Source organism: Enterobacter cloacae complex sp. ECL72 (genome assembly GCF_019056635.1).
GTDB lineage: Bacteria > Pseudomonadota > Gammaproteobacteria > Enterobacterales > Enterobacteriaceae > Enterobacter > Enterobacter hormaechei_C.
In genome coordinates, this window is the sequence record NZ_CP077659.1 from 2,940,715 (window position 1) to 2,961,056 (window position 20,342).

Genomic DNA, 20,342 nt, shown 5'->3' on the forward strand with positions numbered 1-20,342 from the left:
CTTTTTGCTATCTGCTACGTCCTACGCAGGCAACACCTCTCTTTCCGCTTTACCGCGCGTCACGAACTTACGCAGCGTCACGTAAAAGACCGGCGTCAGGAACAGACCAAACAGCGTCACACCCAGCATCCCGGCGAACACTGTGATCCCGGTGACGCCGCGCACTTCTGCCCCTGCCCCGTGACCAAGGATCAGTGGAATGGTCCCGGCAATAAAGGCGATAGAGGTCATTACAATCGGGCGTAAACGCAGGCGGCACGCTTCCAGCGCGGCCTCCATAATGCCTTTGCCCTGAATTTCCAGCTCGCGGGCAAACTCCACGATAAGAATCGCGTTTTTACAGGCCAGCCCCATCAGAACCACCAGCCCTACCTGCACGAAGACGTTGTTATCGCCCCCGGTCAGCCAGACGCCGAACAGCGCGGAGAGCATCGTCATCGGCACGATGAGGATCACCGCCAGGGGCAGCGTCCAGCTTTCATACAGCGCCGCCAGCACCAGGAACGCCAGCAGCACCGCGACCGGGAAGACGATCAGCGCCGTGTTGCCCTGGGTGGCCTGCTGGAAGCTCAGGTCCGTCCATTCAATATTCATCCCGTTCGGCAGGATCTGCTTAGACATACCGTCCAGCTGCGTCATCGCCTGCGCGGAAGAGAGCACGCGCGGGTCGGCATCGCCAATCAGATCCGCCGCCGGGTAGCCGTTGTAGCGGATCACCGGGTCCGGACCGTAGGTGGTCGTGATTTTCACCATACTGCCAATCGGCACCATTTCACCCTGGCTATTACGGGTGCGTAAATTCGCGATATCTTCCACGCTGTCGCGGAACTGCCCGTCGGCCTGTGCCATTACGCGCCAGGTGCGACCGAACTGGTTGAAGTCATTCACATAAGACGAGCCCAGATAGGTTTGCAGCGTCCCGAAGAGATCGGTGAGCGACACGCCCTGCGCTTTCGCCTTATCACGGTCAACCTGTACATCCAGCTGCGGAACGTTTGCCTGGTAGGTTGAGATAGGGAAATGCATCCCCGGCGTCTGCATAATCGCCCCGGACATGGTGTTCACTGCGTTTTGCAGCGCGCCATAGCCCAGACCAGCACGATCCTGAATATACAGCGAATAGCCCGATCCCTGGCCCAGACCTAAAATCGGCGGCGGCAGAATCGAGAAGCCAAAGCCCTGCTGGATTTGCGCGATTTTCGCGTTGATCTCCGCGTTTATTTCCGCCGCAGTATGTTTACGCTGGTCGAAAGGCTTCAGGCCAAAGAAGACCGTCCCGGTGTTCGGCGTATTGGTGAACTGGAGCGCATTCAGGCCAGGAAACGCGACCGCATAATCCACGCCTTCGGTATTCATCCCGATTTCGCTCATTTTGCGGATCACCGCATCGGTGCGCGCCAGCGACGAGCCTTCCGGCATTTTCACGCCGCCGATCAGGTACAGCTTATCCTGCGTCGGAATAAACCCGCCGGGAACGGCTTTAAACATCACGCCCGCAGTGCAAAGCAGCAGCAAATAAACCACGAACACTGCCCCGCGTCGGCCGAGCGTTTTGCCCACCAGCCCCTGATAGCCAGTCGAGCTGCGGTGGAAAAAGCGGTTAAACGGACGGAAAATCCAGCCGAACAGACGATCGATAAGCCGGGTCGGGAAATCTTTCGGGGCGCCATGCGGCTTCAACAGCAGCGCGGCCAGCGCTGGCGAGAGCGTCAGCGAGTTGATCGCGGAAATCACCGTGGAAATGGCTATCGTTACCGCAAACTGCTTGTAGAACTGACCGGTCACGCCGGAGAGGAACGCCATCGGAACGAATACCGCACACAGCACCAGCGCAATGGCAATAATCGGTCCGGACACTTCACGCATCGCCTGATGCGCTGCCGCAAGTGGGGCGAGCCCCTCTTCGATATTTCGTTCGACGTTTTCCACCACCACGATGGCATCGTCCACCACGATACCAATCGCCAGCACCAGCCCGAACAGGCTCAGGGTATTCAGCGAAAAGCCCAGCAGGTAGAGAATACTGAACGTGCCCACTACCGATACCGGCACCGCAATCAGCGGGATTATCGACGCGCGCCAGGTTTGCAGGAACAGGATCACCACCAGCACGACCAGCACCACCGCTTCCAGCAGCGTTTGCACCACAGCGCGGATCGAGTCGCGTACAAACACCGTCGGGTCGTAAGGCGCCGCCCATTTCATATCGTCCGGGAATCGTGTGGACAGTTCGTCCATTTTGGCGCGTACCGCGTTAGACAGATCGATGGCGTTTGCCCCCGGCGACTGGAAGATACCAATCCCGACCGCGTCTTTATTGTTCAACTGGGAGCGCAGCGCGTAGCTGCCGGACCCCATCTCGACACGCGCCACGTCGCGCAGTCGGACGACCGTACCATCCTGCGTGGTTTTCAGGACAATGTTGCCGAACTCGTCTTCGGTATGCAGGCGGCCCTGGGCGTTAATGGAGATCAGGAAATCGCTCTCTTTCGGCAGCGGCTCGGCGCCAAGCTGCCCGGCGGACACCTGCACGTTCTGCTCCTGCATCGCCGTGACCACGTCCGAAGCGGTCAGCCCGCGGGCCGCGACCTTGTTCGGGTCCAGCCAGACGCGCATCGCGTATTCACCCGAGCCGAAAATCTGAATCTGCCCCACGCCGGGCAGACGCGCCAGCTCGTCCTTCACCTTCAGCGTGGCGTAGTTACGCATATACAGTGAATCGTACTTACCGCCAGGCGAAAACAGATGCACCACCAGCGTCAGCGTTGGCGACTGTTTCTGAGTCGTGATGCCCAGACGCCGCACGTCTTCCGGCAGACGCGCTTCGGCCTGCGCGACGCGGTTTTGCACCTGAACCTGCGCCTGATCCGGGTCGGTGCCCGGACGGAAGGTGACGGTAGTCACCAGCACGCCGTCGGAGCCCGCGACGGATTTCATGTACATCATGTTCTCAACGCCGTTGATCGCCTCTTCCAGCGGCGTTGCCACGGTCTCGGCAATCACTTTCGGGTTGGCGCCCGGGTACTCGGCGCGCACCTGCACGCTTGGCGGCACGACGTCAGGGTATTCGCTCACCGGCAGCAGCGGGATGGCGATTAATCCTGTGATAAAAATCAGAATCGACAGTACGGCGGCAAAAATCGGCCTGTCGATGAAAAAACGGGAAAAGTCCATGGATTGGATTCTCAGGTAAGGGATCAGTTGAGGGCGGCGCTGGCGGTCATGGCAACGGTTTTCGCGTTAACCGGCATACCCGGCATAAACACTTTTTGTAAACCATCGACGATGACTTTATCCCCGGGATTCAGCCCCTGCTGTACGATACGTAAACCGTCGGCCAGACGCCCGGGCGTAATGTCGCGGCGCTGCGCTTTCCCGTCTTTATCCACGATATAGACATATTTACGATCCTGATCGGTCAGCACCGCCTTATCGTCAACAAGCGTGGCTTTAAATTCCGCACTGCCCGGCAGACGCACGCGGGCAAAGAGTCCTGGCGTGAACTGACGCTGTGAGTTATCCAGCAGCGCGCGCATGCGGATCGTTCCGGTACCCGGTGTGAGCTGGTTATCCAGGAAATCCACTTTGCCCTGATGGGGATAGCCCTCCTCGCCCGTCAGGCCAATCTCCACCGGCAGCGCCGCATGATCGCCGGACACCCGCTGCCCGCTGCGGGCCAGGTTCTGATAGTGAAGGTAGGTTGACTCGTCCACGTCGAAGTAGACATAAACCGTTTTCTGCGAGACCAGGGTGGTGAGCACGCTGGCGCTGTCGCCCGCCGTCACCAGGTTACCGCTGGTGATCAGCGCCCGGCTGGCGCGACCGTCGATAGGCGCGGTCACTTTGGTGAAGTCGAGGTTAAGTTGCGCAGCGTCTACCGCCGCCTGCGCGGCGCGAATATCGGCCTGCGCCTGGGTAGCGGCGGAACGGCGCTGCTCCCACTCTTCGCGGGACACCACGTTGGTATTGACTAATTTATCGGTACGGTTAGCCTCGCTTCGCGCCAGACTGGCCTGCGTTTTGGCTCTCGCCAGGTTCGCCTGCGCCTGTTCCAGCGCGGCGCGATAGGTTCGGTCATCAATCGTGAACAGCACCTCGCCCTTTTTCACCTCCTGGCCGTCGGTGTAATTCACTTTCTCAATGTAGCCGGAGACGCGCGGACGCAGCTGAACGCTTTCCACCGCTTCAATGCGACCGTTAAAGCTGTCCCACTGGCTAATGGATTTCACCACCACGTCAGCAGCGCTGACAACGGGCGCTTGCGGCGCGGCATTTTGCGCGACGCTGTCATCGCACCCGACGAGAAGCGCGGAGAGTAAAACCACCCCCATCGCGCTCAGATGAAAGTTAACCCAGGTTTTTTGCAGGCTCATTATTTTTATTCCGGTTATTGTAGCCGCCGGGCAAGACGCAGCGGGAGGCGCCGCGCCACTTCCTTTGTCCGGTAGCTGGCTGAAGGCCATTTGTGTCGTTCATCGCCACAAAACTGTAACAGTTGCGAATACACTATCGCGGCGATTGTAGGAAGGCGCTTAATTAAGTGCAAGAATAATTGTTGCACTTTATGTGCTATTTGCGGCGAAGATAAATCACGCGTTTTGAGAGGGGATTTAAATGCAACAATAAAACTTGCAATTAATGTAAAAACGGGTCACCTTTAAGTGCAACAAACAAAGATGCTTTTTAATGCGCGGCGTAGGGGGAAGCAAAATGAACACGGGTGCATTCATTCACGATTTACTCGACTGGATCGACAATAACCCCGATAGCCGTCTGGACATTGAAACCGTCTCCAGGCGAGCCGGCTATTCGAAATGGCACCTCCAGCGGCTTTTCAAAGAGCATACCGGCTCCCCTCTCGCCGAATATATTCGCGCGCAAAAGCTGCAAAAATCGGTTGAGCGCCTGGCCCACAGCGATGAACCGATTCTGAACGTGGCGATCGCGCTGGGCTTTGACTCTCAGCAGTCCTTCAACCGCAGCTTTAAGCGTCAGTATGGTCAGGCACCCGGCGCATGGCGACGCAGTATCGGCTGCCGTGAATCGCGGCAGATGAGCCAGTAGTTCACCGCCGGGCCGGATATCGGCCAAAAAGGAAAACCCTCTGTAAACAGAGGGTTTTATCAGTCTTACCTGCTTATAACTTCGCAGGAAAGGTTATGGGCTTACTCCCACTCGATCGTCGCCGGTGGCTTACCGCTGATGTCATACACCACGCGGGAAATACCGTTCACTTCGTTGATGATGCGGTTAGACACGCGGCCTAAGAAGTCATACGGCAGGTGCGCCCAGTGCGCGGTCATGAAGTCGATGGTTTCCACCGCACGCAGGGAGACAACCCAGTCGTACTTGCGGCCATCGCCCATTACGCCGACGGAGCGAACCGGCAGGAATACGGTGAACGCCTGGCTCACTTTGTTGTACAGGTCAGCTTTGTGCAGTTCTTCGATGAAGATAGCGTCCGCGCGACGCAGCAGGTCGCAGTACTCTTTCTTCACTTCGCCCAGCACGCGCACGCCCAGACCCGGACCCGGGAACGGGTGACGGTAGAGCATGTCGTACGGCAGACCCAGTTCCAGACCGATCTTACGCACTTCGTCTTTGAACAGCTCGCGCAGCGGTTCAACCAGGCCCATCTTCATCTCTTTCGGCAGGCCGCCCACGTTGTGGTGAGATTTGATGACGTGCGCTTTACCGGTTGCGGAGGCCGCAGACTCGATCACGTCCGGGTAGATGGTACCCTGCGCCAGCCACTTCACGTCTTCCAGCTTCAGCGCTTCTTCGTCGAACACTTCCACGAACACGCGACCGATGATTTTACGTTTCGCTTCCGGATCGTTCTCGCCTTTCAGCGCGTCCAGGAAGCGCTGCTCGCCTTCCACGTGAACGATGTTCAGACCGAAGTGGTCGCCAAACATGTCCATAACCTGCTGGGCTTCGTTCAGACGCAGCAGACCGTTGTCCACGAAGACGCAGGTCAGGTTTTTACCGATGGCGCGGTGCAGCAGCATCGCGGTCACGGAGGAGTCCACGCCGCCGGAGAGGCCGAGGATCACTTTGTCATCGCCAACCTGCTGGCGGATACGCTCCACGGCATCGTCGATGATTTTTGCCGGGGTCCACAGGGCTTCGCACTGGCAGATGTCACGCACGAAGCGCTCCAGCATGCGCATACCCTGACGGGTGTGGGTCACTTCCGGGTGGAACTGCACGCCGTAGAAGCGTTTTTCTTCGTTCGCCATGATCGCGAACGGGCAGCTTTCGGTGCTGGCAACGGTCACGAAGTCGGACGGGATAGCGGTGACTTTGTCGCCGTGGCTCATCCACACGTCCAGCAGCGGTTTGCCGTCTGCGGTCAGGGAGTCTTCGATACCGCGCACCAGCGCGCTGTCGGTGACGACTTCAACCTGTGCGTAGCCGAACTCACGCTCGTTAGAGCCTTCTACGTGGCCGCCCAGCTGCATCGCCATGGTCTGCATGCCGTAGCAAACGCCGAACACCGGTACGCCCGCTTCGAACACGTACTGCGGCGCACGCGGGCTGTTCTCTTCGGTGGTGCTTTCCGGGCCGCCGGACAGGATGATGCCGCTTGGATTGAACTCGCGAATCTGTGCTTCCGTGACATCCCACGCCCACAGCTCACAGTAAACGCCCAGCTCACGCACGCGGCGCGCCACCAGCTGAGTGTACTGAGAACCAAAGTCCAGGATGAGAATGCGATGTTTATGAATGTTTTCCGTCATTGACGCTAATTCCGAGGCAAGTGAAACAAAACAAAGCGCCCGGCATTGAGCCGGGCGCGGAAATTTATCAGGAGCCCAGACGGTAGTTCGGGGACTCTTTGGTGATCGTCACGTCGTGAACGTGGCTCTCCTGGATACCCGCACCGCTGATGCGTACGAATTCCGCTTTGGTACGCAGCAGGTCAATGGTACCACAGCCGGTCAGACCCATACAGGAGCGCAGGCCGCCCATCTGCTGGTGAATGATCTCTTTCAGGCGGCCTTTATACGCCACACGACCTTCGATACCTTCCGGCACCAGTTTGTCTGCGGCGTTATCGGTCTGGAAGTAACGGTCAGAGGAACCTTTAGACATCGCGCCCAGGGAGCCCATACCGCGGTAGGATTTATAAGAACGCCCCTGGTAGAGTTCGATTTCACCCGGGGATTCTTCGGTACCGGCCAGCATGGAGCCCACCATCACGGCTGCGGCACCTGCGGCGATCGCTTTGGCAATGTCGCCAGAGAAACGGATACCGCCGTCCGCGATGACCGGAATACCGGTACCTTCCAGCGCTTCAACCGCGTCAGAAACCGCCGTGATCTGCGGCACGCCTACGCCGGTGACGATACGGGTGGTACAGATAGAGCCAGGACCGATACCCACTTTCACCGCGCTGCAACCCGCTTCCGCCAGCGCGCGAGCGCCTGCGCCGGTTGCCACGTTACCGCCGATGATCTGGAGATCCGGGTATTTAGCACGGGTTTCACGAATACGTTGCAGAACGCCTTCGGAGTGGCCGTGGGAGGAGTCAATCAGCAGCACGTCAACGCCCGCAGCAACCAGCGCGTCAACGCGCTCTTCGTTACCCGCACCTGCGCCAACCGCAGCGCCGACGCGCAGACGGCCATGCTCGTCTTTACAGGCGTTCGGTTTACGTTCTGCTTTCTGGAAATCTTTAACGGTGATCATGCCGCGCAGGTGGAAGTTCGCGTCCACAACCAGCGCTTTCTCAACGCGTTTTTCGTGCATTTTCGCCAGCACCACGTCGCGGGTTTCGCCTTCACGCACGGTCACCAGACGCTCTTTTGGCGTCATGTAGACGCTGACAGGCTGGTTCAGGTCAGTCACGAAACGCACGTCACGACCGGTAATGATACCCACCAGTTCGTTGTCTTCAGTGACTACCGGATAGCCTGCAAAGCCGTTACGCTCGGTCAGGGCTTTCACTTCGTGCAGCGTGGTGGTTGGCAGAACGGTCTGAGGATCGGACACGATACCGGATTCATGCTTCTTCACGCGGCGAACTTCTTCCGCCTGACGCTCGATAGACATGTTTTTGTGGATAAAGCCAATGCCGCCTTCCTGTGCCAGGGCGATAGCCAGACGCGCTTCAGTCACGGTGTCCATTGCTGCGGAGAGCATAGGAATGTTCAGACGAATGGTTTTCGTCAACTGCGTGCTGAGGTCGGCAGTATTCGGCAGAACGGTGGAGTGAGCGGGAACGAGGAGGACGTCGTCAAACGTCAGTGCTTCTTTAGCGATACGTAGCATGGGCAATATCTCTGACCTGGGTGGTTAAATATTGCCGTGGCATTATACAGAGCGTAACCGATTGCATCCACACTTTTTTGGAAAAAATGCTTGCGCTCACCTCTCAGCAGGTTACTATCGACTGAATAACTTGCTGATTTAGAATTTGATCCCGCTCACATGTTATCCTCTCAATCCCCCTCAATTTATACTGTCAGCCGCCTTAATCAGACGGTACGTTTGCTGCTTGAGCAGGAAATGGGACAGGTCTGGATCAGCGGTGAAATCTCTAACTTCACGCAGCCTGCTTCCGGTCACTGGTACTTTACGCTGAAAGACGACACCGCTCAGGTGCGCTGCGCGATGTTCCGCAACAGCAACCGTCGCGTGACGTTCCGTCCTCAGCATGGCCAGCAGGTTCTGGTTCGCGCCAACATTACCCTGTATGAGCCGCGCGGCGATTATCAGATTATCGTCGAGAGCATGCAGCCCGCGGGCGAAGGCTTGCTGCAACAGAAGTACGAGCAGCTCAAAGCCATGCTTTCGGCTGAGGGATTGTTCGACCAGCAGTTTAAAAAGCCCCTGCCCTCACCCGCTCACTGCGTTGGGGTCATTACCTCGAAAACCGGTGCGGCCCTGCACGATATTTTGCACGTCCTGAAGCGCCGTGACCCTTCCCTGCCCGTCATTATTTACCCAACTGCCGTTCAGGGTGACGATGCGCCGGGGCAGATCGTGCGCGCGATTGAACTGGCAAATGCCCGTCAGGAGTGTGATGTCCTGATCGTCGGGCGCGGCGGCGGCTCGCTGGAAGACCTTTGGAGCTTTAACGACGAGCGCGTGGCGCGGGCAATCTTTGCCAGCCTTATCCCGGTGGTAAGCGCCGTCGGCCATGAAACGGATGTGACGATAGCGGATTTTGTCGCGGATTTACGCGCGCCCACGCCGTCCGCGGCGGCAGAGGTAGTCAGCCGTAACCAGCAGGAGCTGCTGCGTCAGATCCAGAACGGGCAGCAGCGCCTGGAGATGGCGATGGACTACTTCCTCGCCAACCGTACCCGCCGCTTTACCCAGCTTCACCATCGTCTGCAACAGCAGCATCCGCAATTGCGTCTGGCGCGTCAGCAAACCGTGCTGGAACGTCTGCGTCAGCGGATGAACTTCGCGCTGGATAACCAGCTTAAGCGGGCGGTATCTCGCCAGCAGCGCGTCACGCAGCGTCTGAACCAGCAAAACCCGCAGCCGAAGATTTATCGCGCACAAACGCGTATCCAGCAGCTTGAGTTCCGCCTCGCGGAAAATATCCGCTCACGCCTGAGCACCACGCGCGAGCGTTTTGGCAATGCGGTCACCCATCTGGAAGCCGTCAGCCCGCTCTCAACGCTGGCTCGCGGCTATAGTGTGACCACTGCGACGGACGGCAAAGTGCTGAAACAAACGAAACAGGTTAAAGCCGGGGATGTGCTCACCACCCGGCTTTCTGACGGCTGGGTCGAGAGTGAGGTGAAAGAGATCAAACCGGTGAAAAAAACGCGCCAGCGTAAAAGCGGATAAATCTTCGCCGGTTACAAACTATACTGCTGCTATTGCCTTTTTTAATAAGGAGAGCAGCATGCCCCATTTTCATAGCGTCATCCCTCCGTATATTCTTCGCCGTATTATCGAAAGCGGTTCTGAGCCGCAGCAGCGCTGCGCCCGTCAGACCTTAACCCACGTCCAGACGCTGATGGCCCATATGCCGGGCAAACCCGCCGCGCCGCATGTGAATAAAGCCGGTCAGCTTGAGCGTGACATCTACGATGCGAAACAGACCCAGGAGCTGCCGGGTACCCAAGTGCGCTATGAAGGCCAGCCCTCCAACGGCGATGTGGCGGTGGATGAAGCGTACGATTATCTGGGTATCACCCATGATTTCTTCTGGAAAGAATATCAGCGCGATTCGCTCGATAACAAAGGGCTGATCCTCACCGGCACCGTGCACTATGGCCGGGAATATCAGAACGCCTTCTGGAACGGCCAGCAGATGGTCTTTGGCGACGGTGACGGAGAAATCTTCAACCGCTTCACCATTGCCATCGACGTGGTGGCGCATGAGCTGAGCCACGGCGTGACCGAGACCGAAGCCGGACTGATCTATTTTGAACAGTCGGGCGCGCTGAACGAGTCGCTGTCAGACGTGTTTGGCTCGCTGGTGAAGCAATACCATCTTAAGCAAACCGCCGATAAAGCAGACTGGCTGATTGGCGAGGGTCTGCTGGCGGAGGGTATCAACGGGAAAGGGCTACGTTCCATGTCTGAACCCGGTACCGCCTACGACGATCCGCTGCTCGGCAAAGACCCGCAGCCCGCGCACATGAAAGACTTCATCAAAACGCGCGAGGATAACGGCGGCGTGCATCTTAACTCCGGCATCCCCAACCGCGCGTTTTACCTGGCCGCAACGGCGATCGGTGGCTACGCCTGGGAAAAAGCGGGTTATGCCTGGTACGACACGGTTTGCGATCGCAACCTGGCGCAGGATGCGGATTTTGATGCCTTTGCAAAACTGACGATCGCGCACGGCGAGAAACGCTCCGGTAGCGACGTTGGGGCGGCCATTAAACAAGCCTGGGAACAGGTGGGAGTACTGTAAATGCAGGTTCCGGAACTGACGGATGACGCCGTGGTTGAGCTGGCCCGGGAAGGCGGCGTCGCCTTTATCCCTAAGCTGAGCGGCCAGCGCACCATTGCGCTCTCCTCGCTTAATGAGGCCCAGCGCCAGCGCCTGGTGAGCATTCTTGAGCAGGCTTTCCCGCGCGGCCAGCCGCCCGGGCAAGCCTCTTCCCCCGGCAGCGGTGACCAGCGCTATTTCCGCATCCAGATTATCTGGACCGGCCAAAATCAGGCGCACTACGCCGATATCATCGTGCTGGTACCCGAGCAGGAAGCACCCGAGTCGCTGGTGGAACTGTGGCAGAAAGGTGAAGGCTGCGTGTGCGATTAACCTTCAGCCCGAACAAACTCCACGCGTTTTTTAGAGATAAGACCGTGGCCGTTCTGGCAAAAATAGTCCACCGCACCGCAGGCTTTTAGTACCTGGAGTGGCTGATGACACTCCGGGCAGCGGGCTTCGAGCGCGATATCTTTATTACAATTTTCGCAGTGCGCTACCCCGTTCAGGGGCTCCAGCGGTGTCTGGCAATCCGGGCAGGTAATCGTCATGGTGACTCCTTCAAAGCGTTCAGGTCTGCGATAATTTTACCACGTCGCGTTCAGTGCGGGCCACGCAACTGTTGCTGTAAGGTCAGCAGCAGCGTCACCTCCTCGACCCTGCGGCGCGTCGTGCGGCTCACCTGGTGCGGATCCCGTTCAAAGAGACTTTTTGCTCCCAGAATATGCTCCGCAAGGCAATGCTCGTAGATCGTACCGGGAATATGCCAGCGCTGAATTTCTTTACCCTTAATCAGCTCCAGCACATCTTCTGCGCCGCGTCGGTCGTGGCTGACGATGCGCCCGTCGCGCAAATGGAAGCGTAATCCCTTTTGCCCGCCCGCTGGCCCCGCGTATTTGTTAAGCCAGATGTCCACCGGCACGCCGCTGATGCTTCCCTGCAAATGCGCCTCGCCTTCCGCCGTGGTCAGATCGCCCGTTGCGATTTCGCGGCCCAGGCGGTCTTTTGCTGTCACCACCTGCAACGTCATATCGTCACTGCCGCCCAGGTAAAGCACCGTTTCACGCAGCATCGCCAGCACGTGCGTACCGATATCCAGAATCACACCATCTGGATGGCGAAGCGTTCGCGCGTCTGGCTCGCCGGTGGCGAAGTTGAGCGCAATGGGCTCTCCTTCGGCGTTATACCCGCTTGGCTCCTGCAAAAAGCCTTCGATTTTGACGATGTCAGAAATATGAGCGACCAGTGATTGCTTTACGCTATCGAGACGCGCCATCCAGTGATCGAGCGCCAGCACGCGGTCGGCGGCTCCCGGTTGAGCCAGCAGCGCTTTCAGTTTTTCAATTTGGGGCAGCGTGGCGACAATCGGTTTTTCTACCACAATACGCGACGCGGGTGAGGCCAGCGCCTGCTCAAGTACCTCGAGGTGGTACAGGGAGGAAGTGGTGATAAACAGGGTATCCAGCGGGTGGGAAAGAAGTTCACCGAGCGACGCGCAACGTGTGACCCCTTCAGGCTGCTTCTCGGGATGAATATCAAAACCTAAACAGCGCGGAGTATCAGGAAAAAGATTTCGTATTGCCGGTAAGTAAGCCGTTTCAACCACAGCACCAAGCCCAACAAACCCTAACAGCATGTTCTTACCTCGTTAAGTCAATTGCCGGGGCATAACGCCACCCCGGCAAGGTCGAGGTTTATCAGGCGTTAGCGGCCGGTTTAGTCTGCGCATTTTCCAGCATGCGGCGCACCGGAACAATGAGGACGATCAGCACCGCAGCACAAATCAGCAGCGCAATGGAGCAACGGGCAAAGAGGTCTGGCAGCATATCCAGCTGGTCGGCCTTCACGTGACCACCAATCAGCCCCGCAGCCAGGTTACCCAGCGCACTGGCGCAGAACCACAGGCCCATCATCTGGCCGCGCATTCTCTCCGGCGCCAGCAGGGTCATGGTCGCCAGACCAATCGGACTCAGGCACAGTTCCCCGAGCGTCAGCATCAGGATACTGCCCACCAGCCAGAACGGAGAAACCCCTGCCCCACCGTTGCTCAGCACGTTCTGCGCCGCCAGCATCATCAGGCCAAAGCCCGCCGCCGCGCACAGAATACCGATCACGAACTTGGTGATGCTGCTCGGACGAATGTTTTTGCTCGCCAGCTTCGGCCATGCCCAGCTAAATACCGGGGCCAGCAGAATGATGAACAGGGCATTGATCGACTGGAACCACACCGCCGGGATCTCAAAATCACCGATCATGCGGTTAGTGTAGTCGTTGGCGAACAGGTTGAAGGAGGTTGGCTTCTGCTCGAACGCGGACCAGAAGAACGCGGCGGAGACCAGCAGAATAAAGCACACCAGCAGCCTTGCGCGCTCTTTGCGATTCAGCCCGGCGAAGATGAACAGATAGATGAAGTAGAGCGCGACGGAGGCGGCAATCACATACACCAACACGCTGGCGACCGCGACCGGATTAATCACAATCACGCCCTGGGCAATCAACGTTACGATGATTGCAACACCCACAGCCAGCGCCAGCAGCCAGGCACCCACGCCGTTACGTTTCACTACCGGACTGTTCCAGGTGGAGTCCAGACCGACTTCACTGTCGTAGCGCTTCATGGCCGGAACGGCAAACACGCGGAAGATAATCAGGGCGACCAGCATCCCGATACCACCGATACCAAAGCCCCAGTGCCAGCCGTGGGTTTTAATCAGCCAGCCGGAAATCAGAGGGGCAATGAACGAGCCCATGTTGATGCCCATATAGAACAGCGAGAAACCGCCGTCACGACGCGCATCGCCTTTTTTATACAGGGTGCCGACCATGACCGAGATACAGGTCTTGAACAGGCCGGAGCCGAGCACGATAAACATCAGGCCGATGAAGAACAGGTTGTCGCCCATGATGGCCGACAGGGCGATCGACAGGTGCCCGAGCGCAATCAAAATCGAACCGTACCAGACGGCCCGCTGCTGGCCGAGCCAGTTATCCGCCAGCCAGCCGCCCGGCAGCGCAGCGAGGTACATGGTGCCGGCAAAGATGCCGACAATCGCCGAGGCGTTTTCACGCGCCAGGCCCATTCCGCCGTCATACACGGTGGCGGCCATAAACAGAATCAGTAGCGGGCGAATACCGTAAAACGAAAAACGCTCCCACATCTCGGTGAAGAACAGCGAACCGAGCGGATAAGGATGGCCGAAGAAGGTTCGGCTCTCTTTTTGATTAACAGAGGGTTGCATAATTCTCCCGAAAAGGTATGTGTCGTGCTTGTAAACACCAGCATGTACGCCGAACGGTTACGTATCCGATCGATTTTTTACATGCGGCGAAATGTTGGTTAACCATTTGATAACCAGGCGCTAGTTTTGTCTAGTACCGAACCCTGGACTTTAAGACGAAAATTCGATGATTGTCTACTTTCTTAGATATAAACATGGTTAAAAGCGAATAGTGATTGACATCACACAGGGAAGGCAGGCCTTTTGAATGGGCGAAAAAAACCCGCGACAGGCGCGGGTTTTAGTGAGTTCGGTGAGAATTATTTGCTTTTCTTAATGTGCTTAATCAAACGCTTACGCTTACGCATCTGGTTCGGCGTCAGGGTGTTGCGTTTATTCGCAAACGGGTTCTCCCCTTCCTTGAACTGAATACGGATAGGCGTACCCATCACGTCCAGCGACTTGCGGAAGTAGTTCATCAGGTAGCGTTTGTAGGAGTCCGGCAGATCCTTCACCTGGTTACCGTGGATCACCACGATAGGCGGGTTATACCCCCCGGCGTGAGCATATTTCAGCTTCACGCGACGACCGCGCACCAGCGGCGGCTGGTGGTCTTCAGCAGCCATGTTCATGATACGGGTCAGCATCGCCGTGCTCTGACGGCGGGTAGAGCTGTCATAGGCTTCACGAACGGATTCGAACAGGTTGCCAACACCACTCCCGTGCAGGGCAGAGATGAAGTGAACGCGGGCAAAGTCGATAAAGCCCAGACGGAAGTCCAGCGTCTCTTTCACCTGCTCGCGCACTTCATTGCTCAAACCGTCCCACTTGTTGACGACGATAACCAGCGAGCGCCCACTATTGAGGATAAAGCCGAGCAGAGAGAGATCCTGATCGGAGATACCTTCACGTGCGTCGATGACCAGCAGCACCACATTGGCGTCTTCAATCGACTGAAGGGTTTTGATCACCGAGAATTTTTCTACCACATCGGTGATTTTCCCACGCTTACGCACCCCTGCGGTGTCGATAAGTACGTACTCACGTTCATCGCGCTGCATTGGAATGTAAATGCTGTCACGCGTTGTGCCTGGCATGTCGTAAACCACCACGCGCTCTTCACCGAGAATACGGTTAGTAAGCGTAGACTTACCTACGTTTGGGCGACCCACGATAGCCAGCTTGATAGGCAGATCCTGCGGGTTGAAGTCGTCTTCCGGCTCTTCCTCGCCTTCCTCTCCGGCTTCAAACTGCGCCCAGTATTCAGCGTCCTCGTCCACCTCTTCCGGCGGGTTTACTTCATCAACCCACGGCAGCAGCACGGTTTCCAGCAGGCTGGTGACGCCACGACCATGCGAGGCCGCGATAGGATAAATATCGCCCAGACCTAAAGACCAGAAATCCGCAACAGCCTGATCGGCATCGATGCCGTCAGTTTTGTTCGCCACCAGGAAGGTAGGCTTTTCGCGTGAACGCAGATGTTTAGCAATAGCAGAATCCGCGGGCATCAGGCCAGCGCGAGCATCCACCATAAACAGAACCACATCCGCTTCTTCGATAGCCAGCAGAGATTGCTCTGCCATGCGGGTTTCTACGCCGTCTTCCGTACCGTCAATACCCCCGGTATCGATACAGATGAACTCGCGTCCTTCCACCTCTGCACGACCGTACTTACGGTCACGCGTCAGCCCCGGGAAATCCGCAACCAGCGCATCACGGGTGCGTGTTAAACGGTTAAAAAGAGTGGATTTTCCAACGTTAGGGCGCCCGACAAGCGCGACCACAGGTACCATGTTTGAAGCCTCATAAAATTCAAAATAACGTCGCTTTCGCAGCGTTTTTAAAAATGTCAAAACGGCTCCTGAGTGAACAGGAGCCGTTTAGTATACTACAACCGCCGTGTAATTAACGCGTGATCGCGTACAGCGTGCCGTCTTTTGCCTGAATCAGCAGTTTGCCGTCAGCCACAACGGGCTCCGTCAGGAAGCCTGAGCTATCCACTTTCTGCTGTGCCACGAAGCGACCATTCTCTGGATCGATCCAGTGCATATAGCCTTCGCTGTCGCCCACCACCAGGCTGCCGTTATACAGTGCTGGTGCGGTCAGCAGACGGTGCAGCAGATCGCTCTGCGTCCACAGCGTCACGCCACCTTCGGTGCTCAGCGCCAGCAGACGGTCGTTCTGATCCACCATATAAATACGGTTGCCGTCGACGATGAAATCGTTCACGGAACCCAGCTCACGTTTCCACATGATCTGGCCGCTACGCAGGTCCAGCGCCGTCAGGTTGCCGTTGTACGCCAGCGCGTAAACCACACCGTCGACGATAACTGGCGTGGTGTCCACGTCACTCAGACGGTCAATTTCAGTTGAACCGGTCGCCTGGGAAATACGCTGCTGCCAGATCATCTGGCCCTGCTGCATCAGTACCGCGCTGACACGGCCGTTGTCACCGCCCACAATGGCGGCGCCAAAGGCGGTCGCCGGAGCAGATTCACCACGCAGAGACAGCGCTGGCATATCCAGGTTAACCGTCCATTTTACCAGACCATCGGCTTCGTTCAGCGCCTGCAACTGGCCGTTGCTGGTATGGATCAGCACCAGGCCGTCGCTGACAACCGGACGCGACAAGGATTCACCGGCAACGGTGGTCTGCCATGCAACCGAACCGTCGCTGGCATTCAGCGCGTAAACCTGCGCTTTTTCGCTACCCACATACACGTGACCGCCAGCAACGGTCAGGCCGCCAGAAAGCAGTGCAGGTTTACGGGAGAACCAGCCGTCTTTTTCCGCCAGGTTAATGGACCACACTTCTTTTCCGTCATCAGCGTTCAGCGCTTTAACGGTGCCTTTGCGATCGGCCGCATAGACAACGCCGTCAGCAAATGCCGGGTGCAGGTTGGAATAAAAATCGCCAATACCATCTCCCACAGAGGTGTCCCAGGCGGTGGATGGGGTGAACTGGTTTTCAACCGTCGGCAGCGGGGACATTTTAACAACGTCTTCTTCGCCACTGAACAGTGAACAACCACTCAATAACGTAACAGAAAGCAGTCCTGGCAGAAGTAATTTACGCAATTGCATTGGGTCCCTCTCAGACGGACAAATTATTTATTTTCATCTGCATCATTTCGCTCAGCGCAGGTGAAGCTTTACTATCCACGCCAGCTTGCCACGCTTTACGCGCGCCCGCTTTATCACCTTTACTCAGCAGTGCTTCACCGCGAAGATCGGCAACAATAGCGGCAAAGCCTTCGCCTTTGATGGTATCAAGCGTTTTCAGCGCGTCGTCGGCTTTTTTCTGCTGAACCTGGATACGCGCCAGACGCAGATTGATCACCGCTTTCAGATTTTCGTCACTGGCAGCAGCAAGCCCCTGAGACAGTTGCGCAGCGGCTTTGTCCAGTTCGTTTTTATCAACATACTGCTGAGCCACTTCCAGCGCAGCCAGCGCGCCGTAGGTGTTTTTGTTGTCAGCGGCAAATTTCTCCGCAGCCGTCAACGTTTGCGGCTGATCGGCACGAATTGCGCTAACGGTATTTTCGTAGTTCAGGGACGAACCGCGAGCAGAGTCAGCCTGATGATTGTTCCAGTAACGCCAGCCTACCAGCGCACCAACACCTAAAATAACCCCTACAACCAGTGCCTTGCCGTTTTCAGCAAAGAAGCGCTTAACCGCATCAACCTGGTCGTGTTCGTTCTCGTAAATTTCCACGCAGTCCTTCTCCTTAGCCCAATAGAGTGCGCAAGTGCGCCGCAACGCCATCCTGCGTTACCGTAGTTTGCTCACCAGAGCGCAGGTCTTTGACTACCACTTCGCCGTTGGCCACTTCGGACTCACCCAGCACCAGTGCGATACTTGCGCCCCACTTATCGGCACGAGCAAACTGTTTTTTAAAGTTGCCGCCGCCGTGGTTGGTCATCAGCTTAACGCCCGGCAGCGCATCGCGCACGCGTTCGGCAAGCTGCATCGCCGCAGACTGCGTATCCGCACCTGAGGCCACCAGGTATATATCGACAACAGGATCGGCTTTAAATTCCGGATTAACTGCCTGAACCAGCAAAACAAGTCGCTCAAGGCCCATCGCGAAGCCTACTGCCGGTGCTGCGCGACCACCCAGTTGCTCGACCAGACCGTCATAACGACCACCGGCACAGACGGTGCCCTGCGAACCGAGGCTGGTGGTGACCCACTCAAATACGGTGCGGTTGTAGTAGTCCAGACCGCGCACCAGACGCTGGTTAACGGTATAAGCAATGCCCGCCGCTTCAAGCAGCTTGCACAGGCCAGCAAAGTGTTCGCGGGAATCCTCATCCAGGTAGTCACCCAGCGCTGGCGCATCGTTCAGCAGCGCCTGTACGTCAGGATTTTTGGAATCGAGTACGCGCAGCGGGTTGCTGTACATACGACGCTTACAGTCTTCGTCGAGCTTCTCTTTGTGCTGTTCCAGGAACGCCACCAGCGCATCGCGATAGTTCGCACGCGCTTCCAGAGAACCGATAGAGTTCAGCTCCAGGGATACGTGCTGAGAAATACCGAGCGCACGCCACCAGCGGGCAGTCAGCATAATCAGTTCGGCATCGATATCTGGCCCTTGCAGACCAAACACTTCCACGCCAAGCTGGTTGAACTGACGGTAGCGGCCTTTTTGCGGACGTTCGTGGCGGAACATCGGGCCGATATACCACAGGCGCTGCTCCTGATTGTACAGGAGACCATGTTCGATGCCGGCGCGTACGCAACCCGCCGTCCCCTCAGGACGCAGGGTCAGGCTGTCGCCGTTGCGGTCCTCAAAGGTATACATCTCTTTTTCAACCACGTCGGTTACTTCGCCGATCGCGCGTTTGAATAACGGGGTCTGCTCTACAATCGGCAAACGAATTTCGCTGTAACCGTAGCTGCCGAGCACCTGCTTCAGTGTGCCTTCAATGCGCTGCCAGATGGCGGTTTCGCCAGGCAGATAATCGTTCATGCCGCGGATGGCTTGAATGTTTTTTGCCACGTTTATTCTCTTTCTATATACAAAAAAGAACCCAAAGAATGGGTTCAATCATACATGGGAAGCAGCCTGCTTCCCATCACGTTATTTTTCAACCTGCTGAACGCTGATGCGCTTCGCTTCGTCCATCATCGTCGCTTTCGCGCGAATCCGGGCTTCGAGCTGGTCGATCATATCACTATTATCCAGACGATCTTTACGAACGCCATCTTCATAGAGACCACTTTTCTTGTTACCGCCGGTCACGCCCAGCGTGGACACCAGCGCTTCACCCGGACCGTTCACCACGCAGCCGATGATGGAAACGTCCATCGGGGTAATGATGTCTTCCAGGCGCTGCTCCAGAGCATTCACGGTGCCGATCACGTCAAACTCCTGACGTGAACAGGTTGGGCAGGCAATGAAGTTGATCCCACGCGCGCGGATACGCAGTGATTTCAGGATGTCGAAACCGACTTTGATCTCTTCCACCGGATCGGCGGCCAGGGAGACGCGTAACGTGTCGCCGATGCCTTCAGAGAGCAGCAGGCCGAGACCAATCGCCGATTTTACCGAACCGCTGCGCAGACCGCCCGCCTCGGTGATCCCAAGGTGGAGCGGCTGATCGATCTGTTTTGCCAGCAGACGATACGATTCAACGGCCAGGAAGACGTCAGACGCTTTCACGCTCACTTTAAACTGATCGAAGTTAAGGCGATCCAGATGATCGACGTGACGCATTGCGGATTCGAGCAGCGCCTGCGGCGTCGGCTCACCGTACTTTTCCTGGAGATCTTTTTCCAGAGAGCCAGCGTTCACGCCGATACGGATTGGAATGTTTTTATCGCGGGCGCAGTCAACCACCATGCGAATGCGCTCTTCGTTGCCGATGTTGCCTGGGTTAATACGCAGGCAATCGACACCATATTCAGCGACTTTCAGCGCGATACGGTAATCGAAGTGAATATCGGCAACCAGCGGAACGCTCACCTGCTGCTTGATCAGTTTGAACGCCTCGGCGGCATCCATGGTCGGTACAGAGACGCGAACAATGTCCGCGCCTACGCGTTCTAATGCTTTGATTTGATTGACCGTCGCTTCTACATCCGTAGTACGCGTATTGGTCATCGACTGGACGGCGATAGGCGCCCCATCGCCGACTGGCACGTTCCCAACGTAAATCCGTTTCGATTTTCTACGTTGAATAGGAGCCTGGTTATGCATGTAAAATCTCCCGCA

The 20,342-nt window shown here is 57.0% G+C and carries 16 protein-coding genes; 4 read left to right on the top strand and 12 right to left on the bottom strand.

Annotation, left to right across the window (positions count from 1 at the left end):
- Positions 1–21: 21 nt before the first annotated feature.
- Together oqxB and KTH07_RS14255 are read right to left on the bottom strand one after the other, a co-directional pair.
- Positions 22–3,174 carry a multidrug efflux RND transporter permease subunit OqxB gene (gene oqxB, locus KTH07_RS14250; protein WP_032619271.1) on the bottom strand — a complete coding sequence of 1,051 codons (3,153 nt, stop codon included), beginning with the start codon at positions 3,172–3,174 and terminating at the stop codon, positions 22–24.
- Between the two features lie 23 nt (positions 3,175–3,197).
- Positions 3,198–4,373, bottom strand: coding sequence for an efflux RND transporter periplasmic adaptor subunit (locus KTH07_RS14255; protein ID WP_023304204.1), 1,176 nt, complete (start codon positions 4,371–4,373; stop codon positions 3,198–3,200).
- 337 nt (positions 4,374–4,710) lie between these two features.
- Between KTH07_RS14255 and KTH07_RS14260 the strand changes: the two genes are divergently transcribed.
- Positions 4,711–5,064: a helix-turn-helix domain-containing protein gene (locus KTH07_RS14260; RefSeq protein WP_217310778.1), complete on the top strand. Its 354-nt coding sequence runs from the start codon at positions 4,711–4,713 to the stop codon at positions 5,062–5,064.
- 101 nt (positions 5,065–5,165) lie between these two features.
- Here KTH07_RS14260 and guaA read toward each other — a convergent pair whose 3' ends face one another.
- Together guaA and guaB are read right to left on the bottom strand one after the other, a co-directional pair.
- A complete protein-coding gene (gene guaA / locus KTH07_RS14265; protein ID WP_006811514.1) occupies positions 5,166–6,743 on the bottom strand; it encodes a glutamine-hydrolyzing GMP synthase in 1,578 nt (525 codons plus the stop codon).
- A gap of 67 nt (positions 6,744–6,810) precedes the next feature.
- Complete coding sequence (gene guaB, locus KTH07_RS14270) at positions 6,811–8,277, bottom strand: IMP dehydrogenase (RefSeq protein ID WP_003860601.1); 1,467 nt, start codon at positions 8,275–8,277, stop codon at positions 6,811–6,813.
- A gap of 159 nt (positions 8,278–8,436) precedes the next feature.
- On the opposite strand from guaB, the gene xseA reads away from it, so the two are divergent.
- From xseA to KTH07_RS14285, 3 genes are read left to right on the top strand one after another with little or no spacing between them, the layout of a single operon-like run.
- Positions 8,437–9,810, top strand: coding sequence for an exodeoxyribonuclease VII large subunit (xseA, locus tag KTH07_RS14275; RefSeq protein ID WP_023304205.1), 1,374 nt, complete (start codon positions 8,437–8,439; stop codon positions 9,808–9,810).
- A gap of 58 nt (positions 9,811–9,868) precedes the next feature.
- Positions 9,869–10,888: a M4 family metallopeptidase gene (locus KTH07_RS14280; RefSeq protein ID WP_032619268.1), complete on the top strand. Its 1,020-nt coding sequence runs from the start codon at positions 9,869–9,871 to the stop codon at positions 10,886–10,888.
- Positions 10,889–11,239 (top strand): protealysin inhibitor emfourin, encoded by a 351-nt coding sequence (locus tag KTH07_RS14285; protein ID WP_006811517.1) that lies wholly within the window; start codon positions 10,889–10,891, stop codon positions 11,237–11,239.
- On the opposite strand, the gene KTH07_RS14290 is transcribed toward KTH07_RS14285, so the two are convergent.
- The 8 genes from KTH07_RS14290 to ispG form a co-directional block, all read right to left on the bottom strand.
- Entirely contained in the window at positions 11,236–11,457 is a 222-nt protein-coding gene (locus KTH07_RS14290) for a zinc ribbon domain-containing protein (RefSeq protein ID WP_017692930.1), read from the bottom strand. The genes KTH07_RS14285 and KTH07_RS14290 overlap by 4 nt on opposite strands.
- A 50-nt stretch (positions 11,458–11,507) precedes the next feature.
- Positions 11,508–12,542 (bottom strand): Gfo/Idh/MocA family oxidoreductase, encoded by a 1,035-nt coding sequence (locus tag KTH07_RS14295; RefSeq protein WP_023304207.1) that lies wholly within the window; start codon positions 12,540–12,542, stop codon positions 11,508–11,510.
- Between the two features lie 61 nt (positions 12,543–12,603).
- A complete protein-coding gene (locus KTH07_RS14300; protein ID WP_063162032.1) occupies positions 12,604–14,145 on the bottom strand; it encodes a peptide MFS transporter in 1,542 nt (513 codons plus the stop codon).
- Positions 14,146–14,444: 299 nt separating this feature from the next.
- Positions 14,445–15,917 carry a ribosome biogenesis GTPase Der gene (der, locus tag KTH07_RS14305; protein ID WP_023304208.1) on the bottom strand — a complete coding sequence of 491 codons (1,473 nt, stop codon included), beginning with the start codon at positions 15,915–15,917 and terminating at the stop codon, positions 14,445–14,447.
- Between the two features lie 112 nt (positions 15,918–16,029).
- Positions 16,030–17,208 (bottom strand): outer membrane protein assembly factor BamB, encoded by a 1,179-nt coding sequence (bamB, locus tag KTH07_RS14310; protein ID WP_017383525.1) that lies wholly within the window; start codon positions 17,206–17,208, stop codon positions 16,030–16,032.
- A gap of 10 nt (positions 17,209–17,218) precedes the next feature.
- Entirely contained in the window at positions 17,219–17,839 is a 621-nt protein-coding gene (locus KTH07_RS14315; RefSeq protein ID WP_017383526.1) for a YfgM family protein, read from the bottom strand.
- A 13-nt stretch (positions 17,840–17,852) separates the two neighbouring features.
- On the bottom strand, positions 17,853–19,127 hold the full coding sequence (gene hisS, locus KTH07_RS14320) for a histidine--tRNA ligase (protein WP_017692928.1): 1,275 nt from the start codon (positions 19,125–19,127) through the stop codon (positions 17,853–17,855).
- 81 nt (positions 19,128–19,208) lie between these two features.
- Positions 19,209–20,327, bottom strand: coding sequence for a flavodoxin-dependent (E)-4-hydroxy-3-methylbut-2-enyl-diphosphate synthase (gene ispG, locus KTH07_RS14325; RefSeq protein ID WP_017383528.1), 1,119 nt, complete (start codon positions 20,325–20,327; stop codon positions 19,209–19,211).
- Positions 20,328–20,342: the final 15 nt, after the last annotated feature.